Here is an 18,674-nt window from a genome sequence, read left to right on the forward strand (position 1 = left end):
GGGCCTGATCCGCGACGGCGAACCGCAATCATGGTCGTCGCTGCTGACCACGCTGGCCGGCCAGCGCGATACCCTGGGTCGTGGCACCGGATTTCGGATCCTGACCGGCACCACCACGTCACCCACCTTCATCCGGAAAATCGCTACGATGAAGCAACTATACCCCGAGATGCGCTGGCACCGCTGGGACCCGGTCTCTCGCGATGCCGTGCGCGCCGGGGCGATCATGGCGTACGGGCAGCCGGTGGAGATCGTGCCGAAGCTGGATGCGACCGATCTTCTCGTCACCATCGACAGCGACCTGCTGGACTCCGCACCCGGCCACCTGCGCTTCGCCCTGGATTTCGCCGCTCGGCGCAACCCGGCTCGAACCGGCCGCATGAGCCGATCTTACGCGATCGAACTGACGCCGACGCTGACCGGTGTCGCTGCGGATGATCGTTTTGTCACCAGTCCCCGCGATCTGGTGCGGATCGTTCCGGCCCTGGCGGCGGCGGTCCTGCGGGGCGAGACTCCATCGGACATGCCCGGATGGTTCGCGCCGCTGGTCGCCGACATGAAGGCGGCACACGGGCGGGCCTTCATCCACGCCGGACCGCACCAGCCGGCGGGAACCCACGCCCTGGTGCATGCGACGAATGAGGCGCTGGGTGGCCGCGGCGCGACCTACACGCTGATCGATCCGGTGGAGGCCGAGGCGGCGCCGATGCAGAAGTGCATCCCACCGGTCGCGTGGCGGGACGGCATCATCACGTTCTCGTGGCGCCAAAAAGCAATTTTGATAAACCCCAACTGACACAACGCGGACCGGCCACCGCCGGCGATCCACACTCATAAAGAGGTTCCATTTTACCCACCTTCGATTCGCCGCAGTCCTGTCCACGGGATTTGACCGGACTGCCGCATTGCCGGACCATCGGGACCAGAGAGAGACGTCCGGTAAGAAGCAAAGCGATGGCGACCCAGGCTCAGCCGATTCCAATGACCGATGCCGTTCCGCATCGGGCGATGATCACCCTGTGTGCAATCGGCGCCACCCTGCTGCAGTCGCTGGATCAGACCATCGCCAACGTTGCGCTGCCGTACATGCAGGGCAGTTTCTCGGCCAGCTATGACGAAATCACCTGGGTCCTGACCTCCTACATCACCGCCGCGGCGATCATGACCGCCCCGGTCGGCTGGATGGCCGCGCGCTTCGGCCGCAAGCCGCTGTTCGTCGGCTGCATCATCGGCTTCACGATCGCCTCCATGCTGTGCGGCGCCGCCCAGTCGCTGGCGCAGATCGTTGGCTTCCGCTTGTTGCAGGGGATGTGCAGCGCGGCGCTGGTACCGCTGTCCCAGGCAACCCTGCTGGACATCTACCCCGAGGAGCGACGCGGTTTCGCCATGGCGGTCTGGGGCATGGGCGTGATGATCGGTCCGATCATGGGGCCGACCCTCGGCGGCTTCCTCACCGAACATTACGACTGGCGCTGGGTTTTCTACATCAACCTGCCATTCGGCATTCTCGCCACCGTCGGCCTGATGATTTTCCTGCCATCCACGCTCGGCGTGAACCGGTTGCGCTTCGACTGGCTTGGCTTCGCCATGCTGTCCATCGGCATCGGCGCCCTACAGCTTCTGCTGGACCGCGGCGAGGACCTGGACTGGTTCTATTCCAAGGAGATCATCATCGAGGGGATCCTCGCGGGCCTCGGGTTCTATCTGTTCCTCGTCCATCTGTTCTCCAACCGCCAGCCGCTGCTGCGCCCCGCCCTGTTCCGGGACAGGAACTTCGCCACCGGCCTGGTGATGATGTTCGCCGTGGGCACGCTGCTCGTTTCCAGCCTGGCGCTGATGACCCCGTGGCTTCAGGTCCTCAGCAATTATCCGGTGGAGACGGCCGGCATGATCATGGCACCTCGGGGCTTGGGCAACCTGGCGTCCATCATCGTCGCCGGCCGTATGTCAAACCGTATGGATCCCCGCTACCTGGTGGGCATGGGACTGCTCATGGTCTGCGGTTCGTACTACATCATGACCGGTTGGACCCCCGACGTGTCCCAGGGCGAGATCATCGCGACGATCATGCTGCAAGGCGCCGGGATGGGCCTGATCTTCACGCCCTTGCAGGTCCTGGCCTTCGCGACCGTGTCGCCGGTGTTGCGAACCGAGGGCGCGTCGCTGTTCAACCTGCTGCGCAACATCGGGGCCGCCATCGGCGTTTCGGTGACGTCCACGATGTTGGCACGCAACACGCAGAGGCTGCACGAGATGATCGGCGGAAATCTGACCCCCTTCAATCGTGCCCTGGCCGCGGTTGGCGCCTTCGACCCCGCAACCCGCCATGGCGCCGCGCTGCTGGACCAGACGGTCAGCCAACAGGCACAGATCATCGCCTATGCCGACGACTATGTCTTGCTGATCTGCACGATCCTGCCGTCGATCCTGCTGCTTCTGTTCATGCACCGGCCGTCGCGAGGCAGCATGATGGCGGCGGAGCCGGTGGAGTAGCCAGCGTCCGCCGCCGCATCGCCAGGTGAGTCAGTTCCTCTTGCAAATCATCATCACATAAAGTTATCCTTATATGTCGATGGTCCCGCGCGAGCGGGTGAAAAGGGAACACCGTGAGTCTCGGCAGGACCAATGGTCCGGAGGCAAGTCGGTGGCTGCCCCCGCAACTGTCAGCGGTAAGCCATTGGTCCGTCCGCCTTCTCCGGAAGGTGGGGTCACTGAGCCCGTTCGGGTTCGGGAAGACAGGACCAAGGGCGTTGACCCGCCAGCCAGGAGACCTGCCATCGTCGCGCGAACCAATGCCGCCGATCGGGGTGAGTCGGGGGCTGGAGATGATTGATGACGACCCAATCGAACGGCATGTCCGCTGGTAGGAGGCCCGCATGACGCTGGCCAGCAATCTCGGCTTCCCCCGCATCGGGCGCCGGCGTGAACTGAAAACCGCACTGGAGGCGTTCTGGTCCGGCGACACCGGCGCCGCCGAACTGGAAGCGTCCGCCGCTGCGCTCCGCACCCGCCATTGGAAGTTGCAGGCCGGCGCCGGCATCGCCCATGTGCCGTCCGGCGAGTTCGCCCTGTACGACCACGTGCTCGACACCGCCTGCATGCTGGGCGCTATCCCGCCGGGCTACGGCTGGTCGGAGGGGAAGGTGTCGCTCAGCACCTATTTTGCCCTGGCCCGGGGCACCAGCGCGGCGGATGCCCCCGGCCTGCCGGCGATGGAAATGACCAAATGGTTCGACACCAACTACCACTATCTGGTCCCCAGGCTGTCGGCCGGCCAGCGCTTCACGCTGACATCCAATCGCCCATTGGAGCAGTTCCGCGAGGCAATGGCGCTGCCCATGCGCACGCGTCCGGTCCTCCTCGGCCCGGTCAGCTTCCTGCTGCTGTCGAAGACGACCGACGGGTCCGACCCGCTCGATCTGCTCGATGCCCTGCTGCCGGTGTATGCCCAAATCCTGGCCGAACTGGCCGAGGCCGGCGCCGCCTGGGTGCAGATGGACGAGCCCGTTCTGGCACTCGACCTGACGGATAAGGCCAGGCAGGCGTTCGTCCGCGCTTATCAGGCGTTCACTACGGCGCCGGAGATCCTTCTGACCAGCTACTTCGGACCGCTGGGCGGCAATCTCGCGACCGCCGCCACTCTTCCGGTGGCTGGTTTGCACATCGATCTGGTTCGCGGTGCCGCAGAACTGGACGCCGTGCTCGACGCCCTGCCGCCGGAGCGTTGGCTGTCGCTGGGCATCGTCGATGGCCGCAACGTCTGGCGCACCGACCTCCGCACCGCGCTGGCCACCCTGCGGCGCGTCGCCGCGGTTCGCGGCACCCGTCGCTTGATGGTGGCACCATCGTGCAGCTTGCTCCACGTGCCGGTCGATCTCGCCCAGGAGTCCGCATTGGACGCCGACGTGAAGGGTTGGCTGGCCTTCGCCACGCAGAAACTGGATGAAGTCGCCGCCCTCGCGCGCGGCCTTGACGAGGGCGATACGGCGATCGCCGCCCAACTGGCCGCCAGCGATGCAGCGGTACGGGCCCGGCAGGCCAGTCCCCGCGTGCATCGGACGGAGGTGGCGGTTCGGCTGACCGGGGCGACCGAGACGATGCGGCAACGCACCAGCCCGTATGCGCAACGGCGGGAAGCCCAGCAGGCGAAACTGCGTCTTCCACTGTTTCCGACCACGACAATCGGGTCCTTTCCGCAAACGGCCGCGGTTCGCCAGGCCCGAGCCGCACTGGTTCGGCGGAATATTACACACGAGACGTACGAAACGACGATCGAAGGCTGGATCGACGACGCGGTCCGCTGGCAGGAGGAACTCGGTCTGGACGTGCTGGTGCATGGCGAGTTCGAACGCAACGACATGGTCAAGTATTTCGGCGAACAACTCAGCGGCTATGCCTTCACCCAGCACGGCTGGGTGCAATCCTACGGCAGCCGCTGCGTCGCCCCGCCGATCATCTGGGGCGACGTCTCGCGCCCGGCACCGATGACCGTCCGCTGGTCGGCCTACGCGCAGTCCAAAACCGATCGGCCGATGAAGGGCATGCTGACCGGACCGGTGACCATGCTGCAATGGTCGTTCGTCCGCGACGACATTCCCCGGTCCGAAACGTGCCGGCAGATCGCCCTGGCGATCCGTGATGAGGTGACCGATCTGGAGGCCGCCGGCATCGCGGTGATCCAGGTCGACGAACCGGCGTTCCGGGAGGGTCTGCCGCTGCGCCACGCCGATTGGGCGGCCTATCTGGACTGGGCCGTCGCGTGCTTCCGTCTGGCGACATGCTGCGTGCGGGATGACACCAGTATCCACACTCATATGTGCTACTCGGAATTCAACGACATCATGCCGGCGATCGCCGATATGGACGCCGACGCGATTTCCATCGAAACGACACGCAGCCGGATGGAACTGCTGGATGCGTTCGTGCCGGGGCAGGGCGGTGGGACAGCCGGCTATCCCGCCGAGATCGGCCCGGGCGTGTGGGACATCCACAGCCCTCGCGTGCCAGACACGCGGGAGATGGTGGAGCTTCTGGGTCTCGCCCGGCAGCGGCTGGAGGACTGGCAGATCTGGGTCAATCCCGATTGCGGCCTAAAAACCCGCAAATGGGAAGAAGTCAGACCCGCTCTGAAGAGTCTGGTCGATGCCGCGCGTGAGGTTCGGCGGCAGGCGGCGATCTAGGGCAGGGTGGGGGCGGCCAGCGGCTTCCCCCGTTCGCAGCTCACAGTAACGCCAGAAACGCCTTCACATGGTTCACGGCATCAGCCACCGCCGCCCCGACGGTCGGCTGGTTCGGCGCCGTATCCGGCACCGCGGCGAGACGCTTCACATGCGTATCGACATTCGCACCGGCCGTCGGAAGCTGTAGCGCGGCCGTGCTCAACGCGGTCTGCATCCCGTTCGGCGCCGCCGCGGCCGCTGCCGTCAGTTCCGCTGTCGTCGGTGTCGGCTCCGCCGCTACGATGGACGCCGGCCCGTCATTGGTGCCGTCGCCGCTCAATGCATGCATCAGATCCGGGGCTGCCGCGTCACGCGGGGTCAAGGACCGGAACGGAAACAGTTGTCGTAACGTCGCGATGATCGAGGTGTGGTCGAACGGCGTAGCGCCCGTCGGCCGGATCACAGACCCTTTCGGCACCCATGGCGAAACGATCACCGCCGGCACCCGCACGCCGAACGAACTGAAGTCGAACCCGTTCGGCGTCTGCCCGCCGGGTGGCGTGGCGGCGGGCGGCACCACATGGTCGTAGCAGCCGCCATGTTCGTCGTAGGTGATGATCAGCAGGGTGTTCCGCCACCCCGGCCCATGACGCACCGCGTTATAGACCGATGCGATCAGCGCCTCCCCATAGGCGATGTTGTGCGGCGGATGCTGGTCGTTCGGCATCGTCTGCAGCACCGGATTGGCGAAATAGCGCGGCTCGATGAAGCTATAGGCCGGCAGGCTGCCGCTCGCCGCATCGCGGATGAACTCGTCGTTGAAGTGGCGGAAACACGCGGCCCGCCCCCACAGCCGCGCCAACGTGGCCGACTGGGGAAAGTCATGAAAATACACGCGCCACGGGACTTTCGCATCGTCCTCCAGCCGGTTGAACACGGTTTCCATCAGGTAGGGAAAGTGCGTCGGTGAATTGTTCACATACCCATTCGCGGTCGCGGTATGGGCGAAGAACCGGTTCGGCCAGGTCTGGCAGGGGGCCGAGGCATGCCAGCGATCCGACACCCCGAACGCCCTGGCCAACTGGCTCAGCACCGGTATTTCATCGGGCGTGAAGTAGTGCATCACCGCAGCCGGGTCATGCGGACCGTCTTTCGCTGGCTGTTGCATATAGTTGTCGACGAACCCACCCATCGCCACCGCTGGATCCCCCACGCCGTGGATCTGCATATGGATGTCGGTGAACAACTCGCCGGGATCGGGGGTCGGGATGCAGGCGGCGTCCGGCGTCATCGCCGCTGATTTCCACACCGGTATCGGCACCGGCCCATCCGCCTTGTGCCAAATGTTCCGCTCCGAACCCGTCAGTCCGTCGAACGTCTCGCTATGCGGAGACAGCATCCCCAGCATGCTGTCGAAAGACCGGTTCTCCAGCATCAGAACCACGACGTGCTTAATGTCCATACCGATGTTCCCCCCGGGTGCCCGCCGATCAAACCCGAAATCGCCGCCGCCTGTCCACGGCCGTAGCGAAACCCCTCGGCTTGGCGAGCGCCGCGAAACCGGACACCATGCCGGCTGACGGAGGATATCCATGACATCTCGAAAACCCCACATCGCCATCATCGGGGCAGGCATCGGCGGGCTGACGGCTGCGGCGTGCCTGCGCCGCATCGGCATCGACGCGCACATCTACGAGCAGGCGAGGGGCTTCACGCGTCTGGGTGCCGGCATCCAGCAGGCGCCCAATTCCATCCGGGTCCTCTACGCTCTGGGCCTGAAAGACAAATTCCTCGCCCAGGCGTTCCAGCCCGAGTCAAACGACTCCCGCGATCACGACACCGGCAAACTCACCAATTCCCAGCCGCTCGGGCAGTCCATCCTCGACCGCCATGGGGTGCCATATTTCCTGATGCACCGGGGCGATCTGCACGCGATGCTGGCCGACCTCGTGCCGCCCGATGTCGTCAGCCTGAACCACAAGCTGGACGGCCTGGATCACGCCCCGGACGGCACTGTCCGCATGACGTTCACCAACGGCGAGACGAAACAAGCCGACGCGGTGATCGGCGCCGATGGCGTCCATTCCGTGGTGCGCGAATTCATGCTGGGCAAGGAACAACCACGTTTCACCGGCCGAGTCGCCTACCGTACCGTCTTTCCGGCCGCATTGCTGGGCAACGCGCAACCCTACCCATGCGTCAAGTGGTGGGGACCCGACCGTCACATCGTCAGCTACTACGTCAATCCCCGCCGCGACGAACTCTACTTCGTGACCAGCACGCCGGAGCCGGAGTTCGACGTCGAATCATGGTCCGCCAAGGGCGACCTCGCCACGTTGCGCGCCGCCTACGACACGTTCCACCCGCAGGTCCGAACCATTCTCGCGGCCTGCCCGGACGTCCACAAATGGGCACTGGTGGAACGCGATCCGCTGCCGAAATGGGTCGACGGCAATGTCGCCCTCCTCGGCGACGCCTGCCACCCGATGACACCGTACATGGCGCAGGGTGCCTCAACCTCGATCGAGGACGGTGCCATCCTCTCCCGCTGTCTCGACGGCGTGGACCGCGACGGCCTGCACGACGCCCTGCTGCGCTACGAAGCGACCCGCAAGCCGCGCACCAGCCGCATCCAGCAGACCTCGGCACAGAACACCTGGCTCAAAGAACCGCACGATGCCGACTGGGTCTACGGCTACGACTCATGGACGGTCCCTCTGGCCAACTGACACCATGCTTCACGGGATCGTTACGATGTGCTAGGGTTCGGCCATGCGTCGAACCACCGCGATCGTCCTGGTGTTGATGGGGGGAGGCCTCGCGCTGGTCTCCGGCCGGACGGTCGGCAAATGCCAGGAAGCCCAGCGAAACCACACGGCGGATGCGGATACGATCTGCCGTCAGTTCGGCGGCCATGGCGGCGCCAGCGCGGTCGGTTATAGCCGCGGTTGGACCCGCGGCACCATCGCCTCGGTGGTGCGCGGTGGTTTCGGCGGCTTTCACGGCGGCAGAGGGTCCTGACGCATGCGCCGACACCGACTGACCCCCCGGCCGGATTGGCGGCAGCGTGCTCGGGCACTGGGTTTCGCCTATGCCGAGATCGCCGGCGAATCTTACTGGGACGAAACCGCCTGCTGGGAGTTTACCGCGGCCGAAGTCGACATCCTCGATGACGCCACTGCGGAACTGGAACGGCTGACCCGGTCGGCCGCCGAATATGCCATCCGCAACGGCCGCCATCAGACCCTGGGCATTCCGGAGTCCGTCTGGCCCCTGCTGGTGCGAAGCTGGGACCGCCAGGAACCGAGTCTCTACGGCCGCATGGATCTGCGCTGGGACGGCACCGGCCCGCCGAAACTGCTGGAATACAACGCCGACACGCCCACCTCGCTGTACGAATCCTCGGTCGTGCAATGGGAATGGCTTAGTTGCGCCTTTCCGGACGCGGATCAGTTCAATTCCATCCATGAGGCGCTGATCGCCGCATGGCCCACCCTGCGTCTGCCCCCAACCGTCCATTTCACTTGCAGCCGGGATTCCGAGGAAGACCGCGGCAACGTCGATTACCTGCGCGACACCGCGATCCAGGCCGGCCTCGATGCACCCTTCCTGAACATCGACGATATCGGCTGGGATGGAAGGCGCTTTCTCGATTTGCGCAATCAGGAGATCCGAGCGGCATTTAAGTTGTATCCGTGGGAAGCGATGCTGCGCGACTCATTCGGCGAACATATCGGCTCCTCCTCCACGCGCTGGATCGAACCGGCGTGGCGCCTGCTGCTATCCGGCAAGGGTATCCTGGCGCTGCTGTGGGAATTGTTCCCGGATCACCCGAACCTGTTGCCGGCGTTCCGCCAACCGAACAGGACCGGCGGCCTGGAAATCGCCAAACCGTTGTTCGGACGAGAAGGCAACAATATCACAGCGCCGGGCTGGCGGACCGACGGTCCCTACGGTGCCGAAGGTTTCGTTCACCAGGCCTGGATGAAGCTGCCCCAGGTCGATGGCCGCTACGCGGTGATCGGCAGTTGGCTCATCGCGGGAGTGCCGCACGGCGTCGGCATCCGCGAGGACAGCACCCCGATCACTCGGGACACCAGCCGTTTCGTGCCCCATTTCTTCAGGAGCGTCGCATGACCAGCCTGGCAAACCTGCCCAATTTCCTGCTGTATTTTGGCGCGTCCGTCGTGTTGTTCGCGGCGTTCCTCACCGCCTACACAAAAGTTGTGCCTTTGCACGAATGGAAACTGATCCGGGATGGCAACACCGCCGTCGCCCTGGTCCTCGGCGCCGCGATGGTGGGCTTCGCCATGCCGCTGGCGGTCGCGATCGTCCGTTCCGGAAATCTGCTCGACATGGCGGTGTGGGCGGTTGTTTCGTTGCTTCTACAACTGCTTTGCTTCGGCGCGTTGCGGCTGCTGCGCCGGGATGCCAGTGCCGCTCTGGCGCGCGGCGACATGGCGGAGGCCACCCTGCTGGCCGCCGGGTCCATCGCGCTCGGTCTGCTCAACGCGGCTTGTCTGACATAACCAGCATCGCTGCGACCTCCGACACCACGTCCTTCCACACGCCCGGCACGCGCTGGGTGAACAGTCGCATCGTCGGATACCATGGCGTATCGGTCCGGTCCCACATCCAGCGCCAACAGCGGTCGAACCGGTTCAGCATCCAGACCGGCTTGCCCAGCGCGCCCGCGGTGTGCGCGACGGCGGTATCGACAGTGATCACCAGATCCAGCCCGTCGATCAGCGCCGCGGTATCGGCGAAGTCGTCCAACTCATCCGTCCAGTCGATGATCGGCGGAACGGCGGCAGCCCCTTTCTGGAGCGACACGAACGTCACGCCGTCCACCGCCAGCAGCGGCGCAAGACGCTCCAGTGCGATCGACCGTCTTCGGTCCATCAGAAATGCCGTCCGATTATGACGCCTCGGATCGCCAGCCCACGCCAACCCGATCTTCAGGCCCGGCAACGCGGCCAGCCGCGTGCGCCACGCCGCGGCGGCATCCGGATCGGCATGCAGGTAGGGGCCGCCGGTCGCCACGTCTTCCATACCCAGATCCAGCACGGCGATCAGGCTCATCAGCGGGACGTAGCAGTCGTAAACCGGGGCCGGCTCACCCGGGACGGCGATCTCCGACACGCCGGCCAGACCCCGCATCAGGCGGCGCAACGGCTTCTCCACACCCAGGATTACACGGGCGCCGCGATCCGCCACAAAGCGGGCGAAGCGGCTGAACTGGATCGCGTCGCCGAGCCCTTGCTCCGATGCCAGCAGTACGCGCTTGCCGCGGAGATCCGATGCCCCGTCCCACCGTGGTCCGCTGAAGGTCGGCAGCGCATCCGTCCAGGGCTGTTGCCGCAGCCGGGTCTCATAGCCTCGCCATCCCTCACACCATGCGCCGGCTCGAAGCTGACAGAGACTGACGCTCATCAGGGCGTCGTCGTACCCGGGGCGCACGGCCAGGGCCTTTTGATAGGTCTCCAGCGCCTCCGCATGACGCTGTAATGATTGCAGGGTGCCTCCCCGGTTCATCAGCGCGGTCAGGTTGTCCGGATCCAGCGCCAGCGCCCTGTTGTAACAAGCCAGTGCCGCATCGTATCGCTGCAGGTCGTGGAACAGGTTGCCCCGATCGATCAAGGCTGGCACATGATCTGGGGCCAACGCCAGGGCGCGGTCCAGGTCCGCCTTGGCCCCGTCCCACGCTTCCAGCACCCAGAACGCGCTGCCGCGCGCGGCCAATGCCTCCAGATGATCCGGCGCGGCGGTCAGCACGGCGGTGAGGGGTTCCACCGCGTCCGCGTGCCGGTTCAAGGCATGCAGCAGCAAACCGCGCTGCAACCGGGCGGCAAGATTTTCGGGGGCCAGCGTCAGCGCATGCTCGAAGGCGGCGAGTGCCTCCTCGCCCCGGGCCTGGGCCTCCAACGCGAACCCCAGGTTCAACCACGCCCCCAGGTGGTCCGGCCGGCCAGCTAGCGCCGCTCTGAACGCCGCTTCCGCCGCATCGTAAGCCTGCTGGCGCAGCAGGACATAGCCGCGGTTGTAGTGCGCCTCGGTGTGGTCGGGGCGCAGGTGCAGCACCTGATCGTAGCATCGCAGGGCCTCGTCCAGGCGGCCGCTTGCCGTGAGTGTCGCACCCAAATCGCCCCATATCGCTACGTCGGTGGGGACCAGGGTCAGCGCCCGCGCATAACGGTCCACCGCCTCGGCCGATCGTCCCAGCGTATGCAGCGTTCGGGCCGCGGCGGTCAGCGCGCCAACATGGTTCGGCGACCATGCCAGGCAGGCCAAAAACGCGCCCAACGCCAACTCGGTCTCGCCTTGGGCGAGAAACAGGCCGCCCAGATTGAAATGCGGTGATGCGGCGCCGGGATTGACCGCGATCGCCTGCTGGATCAGCGCGATGCCCTCCGCCGTCTTGCCCATGGCGCCCCGGGCCACGCCCAGCAGGTGCAGCGCGTCGTGGTTCCCCGGCCGCACCGCCAGCACCTGCCGGTACAGATCGCAGGCCGCCGACAGGGCGCCGCCCTGATGCTGCGCCAAGGCCGCCCGCAAAAGACCGTCAGGATCGCTCATGCTCGTTTTATCGCTGGCTGAAACGCCTGAGGCAAAGCCGAAATCATCACCTCGCCGTTGTCACATCGCCCGATTTGGCCCGCGATTCGGCTGCCCCCTGATCTGCCCCCTGATCCGCCCCCTGGTCCGGCATGGTCGAGGCGACCACATCCGTGTATAGGCTGGCCCCCTGCATCGCCGGCGACACCCGGACGCCCGCCCTTTGCCTAACGGAACCGCTATGAACGACGCCGCCACCGACCCCAAGCGCGACTACCGAGACACGGTCTTTCTCCCACGGACCAGCTTCCCCATGCGCGGAGACCTTCCGAAGAAGGAGCCGCAGATCCTGGCGAAATGGGATGCCATGGACCTGTGGAGCAAAATTCGTGCATCGTCGGCCGGCCGGAAGCTGTTCATCCTGCACGACGGCCCGCCCTACGCCAACGGCCACCTGCACATCGGCACGGCTCTGAACAAGATCCTGAAGGACGTCGTCAACCGCACCCGGCAGATGGCGGGCTACGACGCCAACTACATCCCCGGCTGGGATTGCCACGGCCTGCCGATCGAATGGAAGATCGAGGAAGAATACCGCGCCAGGAAGCAGGACAAGGACACCGTCCCCATCCTGGATTTCCGCGCCGAATGCCGCGCCTACGCCGACCACTGGATGGGCGTCCAAGCCGCCGAATTCCGCCGCCTGGGCGTCGAGGGCGCCTGGCGTGAACGCTATGCCACCATGGATCGCCCGTCCGAGGCTGCCATCGCGGGTGAAATCTGCAAGTTCCTGCTGAACGGTGCACTCTACCGCGGTCTGCGCCCAGTGATGTGGTCGCCGGTCGAAAAGACCGCGCTGGCGGAAGCCGAGATCGAGTATCACGACCACACCTCGGTCACCATCTGGGTCCGTTTCCCCGTGGTCAAGCCATCCATTCCCGCCCTGGACGGCGCTTCGGTGGTGATCTGGACCACAACCCCCTGGACCATGCCCGGCAACCGCGCCGTCGCCGCGGGGGCGGAATTCGACTACGCCGTGGTGCGTGTCGACACCGTCGCCGACGGGTCCCGGGCCCGTCCCGGCGAGAAGATCGTCATCGCCGAACCCCTGCTGTCCACGGTGCTGAAGGACACCGGTATCGAAGCCCACACGGTGCTGGCCACGGTCAAAGGCGCCGATCTCGCCGGCACTGTCATGGCCCACCCACTGCGCGGGTTCGGCTATGAGCAGGACACACCGCTCCTGCTGGGCGATTTCGTCACCACGGAGGCCGGCACCGGCTTCGTTCACATCGCCCCCGGCCATGGCGAGGACGACTTCATCCTGGGCCGCGCCAGCGGCCTGGATATCCCCGAGACGGTGGGCGACGACGGCACCTTCAACCCCTGGGTACCGCTGTTCGCCGGTGCCCACGTCTACAAGGCCGCCGATCCGGTGTGCGCCGCGCTGACCGAGGCGGGAAACCTGCTGGCGCGTGGCAAGATCGTCCACTCCTACCCGCATTCCTGGCGGTCCAAGGCGCCGCTGATCTTCCGTGCCACGCCGCAATGGTTCATCCCGATGGACGGCCCGCACCACATCCGGGACAAGGCGCTTGCCGCCCTCGCCGCCACGCAGTTCGTGCCGGATCAGGGCCGTAACCGTATCGGATCGATGGTTGCCGCCCGCCCGGACTGGTGCATCAGCCGCCAGCGCGCCTGGGGCGTGCCGATCACCGTGTTCGTCGAGAAACGCACCGGCGAGCCTTTGCGCGACCCCGCCGTCGTCGCCCGCATCACCGAGGCATTCGAGGCCGAAGGCGCCGACGCCTGGTATTCGTCCCCGGCCTCCCGTTTCCTGGGCAACGACTACAACCCGGACGACTACGAACAGGTCATGGACATCGTCGATGTCTGGTTCGAGTCCGGCTCCACCCACGCCTTCGTCCTGGAAAAGCGCGGCCTGCCCTGGCCGGCCGACCTGTATCTGGAAGGCTCCGACCAGCATCGCGGCTGGTTCCACACATCGTTGCTGGAGGCCGTCGGCACCAGGGGAGCCGCCCCGTTCAAGGCCGTCCTGACCCACGGCTTCGTCAACGACGAGAAGGGCCGGAAGATGTCCAAATCCCTGGGCAACACGACGGCCCCGGATGAGGTCGCGGACAAATTCGGTGTCGATATCCTGCGGCTGTGGGTGATGTCGTCCGACACCACGGAAGACCTGCGCATCGGCCCGGAAATCCTCAAGCAGCAATCCGAACTGTACCGCCGCCTGCGCAACACCTTGCGCTGGGTTCTCGGCAGCCTCGATGGCTTCACCGAGGCCGAACGCGTGCCGTTGGAGGACATGCCGGAACTGGAACGTTGGGTCCTGCACCGCCTGACCGAAATCGATACGAAAATCCGATCGGCGGTGGAATCGTACGATTGGACCGGCGTCTATCCCGACCTGCACAATTTCTGTTCGGTGGACTTGTCCGCGTTCTACTTCGACATCCGCAAGGACGCCCTGTACTGTGATCGGCCCGACAGTCTCCGCCGGCGGGCGGCCCGCACCGTGCTGGACCATCTGCACCGATATCTCTGCACCTGGCTCGCTCCGGTGCTGTGCTTCACCGCGGAGGAAGCCTGGTGCGCCCGTTTCGGCGAGGACACCAGCGTCCACCTGGAACAGTTTCCGACGCCCCCCGCCGCCTGGCACGACGAAGCACTCGCCGCGAAATGGGAGACGGTGCGTGCCATCCGCCGCCGCATGACCGTGCCGATCGAGGAATGCCGCAAGGCCAACACCATTGGCTCCTCGCTGCAGGCCGCCGTCGAACTGCCGCTGAATGCAGCGCACAAAACCTTATTGGATGCCGCCTCATGGTCCGAGATCGCGATCGTCTCCTCCGTAACGCTCGTGCCGGACACGGACGAATCCCCAGCGAGGGTCACGCCCGCCTCTGGCGACAAATGCGCCCGCTGCTGGAGAGTGCTCCCGGAAGTGGGGTCGAACGCTACCCACCCGTCGCTGTGCCTGCGGTGTTCGGACGCAGTGGACTCCGGCCTGGTGTGCAAGCCGGCCCCATGACCCGACCGAACCTCGTACCGCTGGGTGTGATCGCCGGGCTGATCGTATTGGCCGCCGACCAGGCCAGCAAATGGTGGGTCCTGAACGGCCTGAAACTGCCCGAACTCGGCCAGGTCAGGCTGCTGCCTGTGCTTAACCTGACCATGGTGCGCAACACCGGCGTGACGTTCGGCCTGTTAAACGGTCTCGGGGATTGGGGCCACGTCCTGCTGTCGGCCGTCGCCCTGGCCGTCGTCGTCGCCCTAGGCGTCTGGTTGTACCGGGCAGAGAACAAGATGGTCGCCCTGGCGATCGGCGCCATCGCCGGCGGCGCCATCGGCAACGTCATCGATCGCGTTCGTTTCGGATGGGTGGTCGATTTCATCCAGGCGCACATCGATACGCGCTGGGGCGATTATTCCTGGTATGTATTCAACGTCGCGGACGCCGCGATCGTCTGCGGCGTGGCGGCGTTGATCCTGGACGCGCAATTCTCCAAGCGGCGCAAGGAACAGTCGATTCCCACCAGCCCGCCCTGACACGACCCGCTTGCGTCGCGATCCCGCTTCCCCGTCGCTCTTGCCAGCCGGCGCAAACCGTGTCGGGATCATTGGCACAAGACCAATCAGCGGGGGTAAAGCATGGCCGTCAGTTCGGTTTCGCCCAGGATGCGGCGCATGCAATGGATCGCGGTCGGGTTGGCAACCGCCGCCATCGCGCTGAATTACATCGACCGTTCCACACTCGCGATCGGCAACGTGACGATCCGGCGGGAGTTCGGTTTGACCGCCACCGAGATCGGCGCGCTGCAATCCTTCTGGTCGCTCACCTACGCCTGCTTCCAGATCCCCGTCGGATTCCTGCTGGACCGGCTGGGCCCCCGCTACCTGGTCGGATTGGCCCTGATCGCATGGTCCGCCGCGCAGGCGGCCGGCGGACTGGCGGGCAGCTACGTCCAACTGATGTGGGCGCGCATTGCCCTTGGGGCCACCGAAAGCCCGGCCTTCCCCGGCGCCGTCCGCGTCACCAGCGACTGGTTCCACGTCAAGGACCGAGGCAAGCCGACCGGCGTCTATAACTCCGGCGGCAGCATCGGGCCGGCCATCGCCCCGCCACTGCTGACCGCGCTGATGCTGGGCTTTGGTTGGCGGATGATGTTCATCACCATGGGGATCGCCGGTCTGTTCGGCGCCCTGGTGTGGTTCAAAATCTACCGCGATCCCGCCAAGACAGTGCTGGAGCCCCAGGACGAGGCCTACCTGGCGGAAAACCGCGCCGCCGAGGCGCCGGTGGAACTGCGCAACTGGGGCCGTCTGTTCCGTTTCCGCTCCGTCTGGGGCCTGGCCCTGGGTGCGTTCTGCACCGGCTACGCGGTGTGGATGTACCAGACCTGGCTGCCGGCCTATCTGGAAATGCAGCAGCATATCAGCATCGCCAAGACCGGGTTCCTGGCGATGATCCCGCTGATCTTCTCCGTCCTCGGCGCCTGGGCGGGGGGCTGGGTCACCGACCGCCTGGCCCATGGCGGCATGGAAATCGTCGCCAGCCGCCGGTTACCCGCCATTCTGGGGCTGCTGGCGTCCGGCCTGTTCACCATCATCGCCGCCACCGCCGGCAATGCGACCGAGGCGGTGATCTTCATCTCCGCCGCGATGTTCTTCCTGTCGCTGGGGATCGCCGGGAAGTGGACGCTGATCACGGCGGTGGCGCCGCAGTCGTATTGCACCTCGATCGCCAGCATCCAGAATTTCGGTGGCTACATCGGCGGGACGGTGTCGCCGCTGGTCACCGGAATGGTGGTCGATCTCACTGGATCGTTCGTGATCGCGCTGGCGATCGGCGCCGCGATCACCATTCTGGGCGCGGTCGCCTTGCAGACCATGGTTCGCTCGCCGGTTTCGTCCGCGGCGCTGGAAGCCGGCGGCCCGCCGCGCGCGCCGGTACCGAGACGGGCCTAAACCTGCCCCCCGCTAAACCCGCATCGGCATCAAAACGTAAAGCGCGCTGGAGTCACCGGCGTCCTGCACCACGGTCGGCGCGGAGCCGTCGGCGAAGCGGAATTCCACCTGTTCCGGGATCTGGTCGGTGATGTCGTTCAAGTAGCGCGCCTGGAACCCGATCTCCAGCGGACCGGCGTCGTATTTGACATGGTCGGCGTCGAGTTCCTCGGTCGCCGTCCCCTGTTCTGGATTGGACGCGGTCAGCACCAGCAGGTCGCGCGCCAGCGACAGCTTCACCGGACGCGACCGTTCCGAGGAAATCGCCGCCACGCGGCCCACCGCGTCGGCGAAGTCCTTCTTGCCCACCCGCAGCACCTTGTCGTTGCCGCGCGGAATCACCCGCTCGTATTCCGGGAAGGTGCCGTCGATCAGCTTGCTTGTGAGAAGCATCTGGTCGGCATGGAACTGGATGCGGGTGTCGGACAGCGCCACCTCCACATTGCCGGTGACCTCATCCAGCAGCTTCCGCAGCTCGTTCACCGTCTTACGAGGGATGATGACACCGGGCATCGTCGCCGCCCCCTCGGGCAGCGGTTCCTCCACACGCGCCAGCCGATGGCCGTCGGTGGCGACCGCGCGCAGCACCGGCGTGCCCTCACTGTCGGCGTGATGCAGATAGATGCCGTTCAGGTAGTAGCGAGTCTCCTCGGTGCTGATCGCGAACTTGGTGCGGTCGATCAGCGCCCGCAGCGTCAGCGCGGTCAGGTTGAACTTGTGCGGCAGGCTGCCGGCGGTCATCGACGGGAAATCCTCGACCGGCAGCACCGTCAGCTTGGTGTCGTACCGCCCGGCCCGCAGCGACAACTGGGCGTCACCACCGGGATGATCCAGTTCCACCTCCGCCCCGTCGGGCAGTTTGCGGACGATTTCGTACAGCGTCGCCGCTGGGGCCGTGCAGGCGCCGTTGCGCGAGGACGAAGCCGGCACATCCTCGACGATGGCGATCTCCATGTCCGTGGCGGTCAGCGTCAGCTTGCCGTCCCGCACGGCGATCATGACGTTCGCCAGGATGGGGATGGTGTTGCGCCGCTCCACCACACTCTGGACGTGGGCCAGCGCCTTGATCAAGACGGCGCGGTCGGCCTTGAGCTTCATGGTCTGTTTCCTACTTGGGTCCGGCCGCCGCTTCTGATCCCCGCACGGCGGGGAAGCAAGCGAATCGCACAACGGAGTGTAGCAAGGCGGCGGAAGGTCCGCCAAGGACCGTCATGCGGTTCCGGGCGGTTGGACTGAGGTTTCCTGTGCGATGGCCCAACCACGGCAACCACTACCGCCCCGCCAGCAGCGGCCCCAGCACATCCTCCACTCCGGTAATCAAAATCTGCACCCCGATGCACAGCAGCAGGAACGCCGACACCCGCGTAATCGTCCGCGTCCCGGTCGGCCCCATCATCCGCGTCAACCGGTCGGCATAGTTGTAGGTGACCCAGATCACCGCCGTCATCGCCACCGCCGCCGCGGTCATCCCCAGAAAGAACCAGCCCAGCCCTCCGAACAACCGAGGGTGCCCCGCCCCCAGGGCAACCGCCACCGAGATCGTACCCGGCCCGGTGGTAAACGGAATGGTCAGCGGGAACAGCGCGATATCCTCGAACCCTTCCGCCGAGGCCGCCTGCTCCTGCTTCCGGTCTTCCTGCACCTCCGGCGCGTTCAGCAGGTGCCAGCCGCTCAGCGCCACCACCAGCCCGCCAGCCACCCGCAGCGCGGCCAGCGTGATGCCGAAGAACGCCAGCACATACGATCCCGCCCACAGCGCGCCCATCATCACGGCCAGCGAATTCAGCGCCACCAAACGAGCCAGCCGCGCCCGCGCCTCCTGCGGCCGGCTGGCCGTCACACCGCGGAAGATAAACGCGCCGCTGATCGGATTGACGATGGAAAACAATGCCGGAAAACCGAGCAGAAACGCTTGCGCGGCTTCCAGCACGA

General features: G+C 65.8%; 13 protein-coding genes, 1 pseudogene and 1 riboswitch. Of the genes and pseudogenes, 10 read left to right on the forward strand and 4 right to left on the reverse strand.

The features are described from left to right. The 3 genes and pseudogenes from GSQ89_RS26960 to metE form a co-directional block, all read left to right on the forward strand. Nucleotides 1-796, forward strand: a pseudogene (locus GSQ89_RS26960) (4Fe-4S ferredoxin); the annotation flags it as partial. A 92-nt stretch (nt 797-888) separates the two neighbouring features. Then, complete coding sequence (locus GSQ89_RS26965) at nt 889-2,493, forward strand: DHA2 family efflux MFS transporter permease subunit (protein WP_256367348.1); 1,605 nt, start codon at nt 889-891, stop codon at nt 2,491-2,493. A gap of 63 nt (nt 2,494-2,556) precedes the next feature. Beyond that, nucleotides 2,557-2,794: riboswitch (cobalamin riboswitch) on the forward strand. Nucleotides 2,795-2,876: 82 nt separating this feature from the next. Next, the gene (metE, locus tag GSQ89_RS26970) at nt 2,877-5,180 is read left to right on the forward strand and encodes a 5-methyltetrahydropteroyltriglutamate--homocysteine S-methyltransferase (RefSeq protein WP_158931083.1); all 2,304 of its coding nucleotides are present in this window, start codon (nt 2,877-2,879) and stop codon (nt 5,178-5,180) included. A 40-nt stretch (nt 5,181-5,220) separates the two neighbouring features. Here metE and GSQ89_RS26975 read toward each other — a convergent pair whose 3' ends face one another. Continuing rightward, nucleotides 5,221-6,621: an alkaline phosphatase family protein gene (locus GSQ89_RS26975; protein WP_158931085.1), complete on the reverse strand. Its 1,401-nt coding sequence runs from the start codon at nt 6,619-6,621 to the stop codon at nt 5,221-5,223. 130 nt (nt 6,622-6,751) lie between these two features. Between GSQ89_RS26975 and GSQ89_RS26980 the strand changes: the two genes are divergently transcribed. The 4 genes from GSQ89_RS26980 to GSQ89_RS26995 are packed head-to-tail and all read left to right on the forward strand — an operon-like array spanning nt 6,752 to nt 9,688. Continuing rightward, nucleotides 6,752-7,888, forward strand: a complete 1,137-nt coding sequence (locus tag GSQ89_RS26980) for an FAD-dependent monooxygenase (RefSeq protein ID WP_158931087.1) — start codon at nt 6,752-6,754, stop codon at nt 7,886-7,888. 43 nt (nt 7,889-7,931) lie between these two features. Then, nucleotides 7,932-8,180: a hypothetical protein gene (locus GSQ89_RS26985; RefSeq protein ID WP_158931089.1), complete on the forward strand. Its 249-nt coding sequence runs from the start codon at nt 7,932-7,934 to the stop codon at nt 8,178-8,180. Nucleotides 8,181-8,183: 3 nt separating this feature from the next. Next, complete coding sequence (locus GSQ89_RS26990; RefSeq protein WP_158931091.1) at nt 8,184-9,296, forward strand: glutathionylspermidine synthase family protein; 1,113 nt, start codon at nt 8,184-8,186, stop codon at nt 9,294-9,296. Continuing rightward, nucleotides 9,293-9,688: a DUF350 domain-containing protein gene (locus GSQ89_RS26995; protein ID WP_158931093.1), complete on the forward strand. Its 396-nt coding sequence runs from the start codon at nt 9,293-9,295 to the stop codon at nt 9,686-9,688. The genes GSQ89_RS26990 and GSQ89_RS26995 overlap by 4 nt, the downstream gene beginning before the upstream one ends. Here the strand turns inward: GSQ89_RS26995 and GSQ89_RS27000 are convergent. Then, nucleotides 9,666-11,735 (reverse strand): tetratricopeptide repeat protein, encoded by a 2,070-nt coding sequence (locus tag GSQ89_RS27000; RefSeq protein ID WP_158931095.1) that lies wholly within the window; start codon nt 11,733-11,735, stop codon nt 9,666-9,668. The two genes, GSQ89_RS26995 and GSQ89_RS27000, sit on opposite strands and share 23 nt — an antisense overlap. 220 nt (nt 11,736-11,955) lie before the next feature. Between GSQ89_RS27000 and ileS the strand changes: the two genes are divergently transcribed. The 3 genes from ileS (at nt 11,956) to GSQ89_RS27015 (ending at nt 16,703) form a co-directional block, all read left to right on the forward strand. After that, nucleotides 11,956-14,766: an isoleucine--tRNA ligase gene (ileS, locus tag GSQ89_RS27005; protein WP_158931097.1), complete on the forward strand. Its 2,811-nt coding sequence runs from the start codon at nt 11,956-11,958 to the stop codon at nt 14,764-14,766. After that, nucleotides 14,763-15,284 carry a signal peptidase II gene (lspA, locus tag GSQ89_RS27010; RefSeq protein ID WP_158931099.1) on the forward strand — a complete coding sequence of 174 codons (522 nt, stop codon included), beginning with the start codon at nt 14,763-14,765 and terminating at the stop codon, nt 15,282-15,284. Before ileS ends, lspA begins: the two co-directional genes overlap by 4 nt. Nucleotides 15,285-15,422: 138 nt before the next feature. Continuing rightward, nucleotides 15,423-16,703: an MFS transporter gene (locus tag GSQ89_RS27015; RefSeq protein WP_158931101.1), complete on the forward strand. Its 1,281-nt coding sequence runs from the start codon at nt 15,423-15,425 to the stop codon at nt 16,701-16,703. 12 nt (nt 16,704-16,715) lie between these two features. Here the strand turns inward: GSQ89_RS27015 and dnaN are convergent, their stop codons facing one another. Continuing rightward, nucleotides 16,716-17,840 carry a DNA polymerase III subunit beta gene (gene dnaN / locus GSQ89_RS27020; RefSeq protein ID WP_158931103.1) on the reverse strand — a complete coding sequence of 375 codons (1,125 nt, stop codon included), beginning with the start codon at nt 17,838-17,840 and terminating at the stop codon, nt 16,716-16,718. Between the two features lie 172 nt (nt 17,841-18,012). Then, the gene (locus tag GSQ89_RS27025) at nt 18,013-18,672 is read right to left on the reverse strand and encodes a MarC family protein (RefSeq protein WP_158931105.1); all 660 of its coding nucleotides are present in this window, start codon (nt 18,670-18,672) and stop codon (nt 18,013-18,015) included. Between the last annotated feature and the right edge of the window lie 2 nt (nt 18,673-18,674).

The organism is Acidisphaera sp. S103 (genome assembly GCF_009765975.1).
Lineage (GTDB): Bacteria > Pseudomonadota > Alphaproteobacteria > Acetobacterales > Acetobacteraceae > Rhodopila.

Coding starts and splice junctions, on each gene's coding strand:
- metE (WP_158931083.1), top strand. CDS start 2,877: ATGACGCTGGCCAGCAATCTCGGCTTCCCCCGCATCGGGCGCCGGCGT.
- GSQ89_RS26975 (WP_158931085.1), bottom strand. CDS start 6,621: ATGGACATTAAGCACGTCGTGGTTCTGATGCTGGAGAACCGGTCTTTC.
- GSQ89_RS26980 (WP_158931087.1), top strand. CDS start 6,752: ATGACATCTCGAAAACCCCACATCGCCATCATCGGGGCAGGCATCGGC.
- GSQ89_RS26985 (WP_158931089.1), top strand. CDS start 7,932: ATGCGTCGAACCACCGCGATCGTCCTGGTGTTGATGGGGGGAGGCCTC.
- GSQ89_RS26990 (WP_158931091.1), top strand. CDS start 8,184: ATGCGCCGACACCGACTGACCCCCCGGCCGGATTGGCGGCAGCGTGCT.
- GSQ89_RS26995 (WP_158931093.1), top strand. CDS start 9,293: ATGACCAGCCTGGCAAACCTGCCCAATTTCCTGCTGTATTTTGGCGCG.
- GSQ89_RS27000 (WP_158931095.1), bottom strand. CDS start 11,735: ATGAGCGATCCTGACGGTCTTTTGCGGGCGGCCTTGGCGCAGCATCAG.
- ileS (WP_158931097.1), top strand. CDS start 11,956: ATGAACGACGCCGCCACCGACCCCAAGCGCGACTACCGAGACACGGTC.
- lspA (WP_158931099.1), top strand. CDS start 14,763: ATGACCCGACCGAACCTCGTACCGCTGGGTGTGATCGCCGGGCTGATC.
- GSQ89_RS27015 (WP_158931101.1), top strand. CDS start 15,423: ATGCAATGGATCGCGGTCGGGTTGGCAACCGCCGCCATCGCGCTGAAT.
- dnaN (WP_158931103.1), bottom strand. CDS start 17,840: ATGAAGCTCAAGGCCGACCGCGCCGTCTTGATCAAGGCGCTGGCCCAC.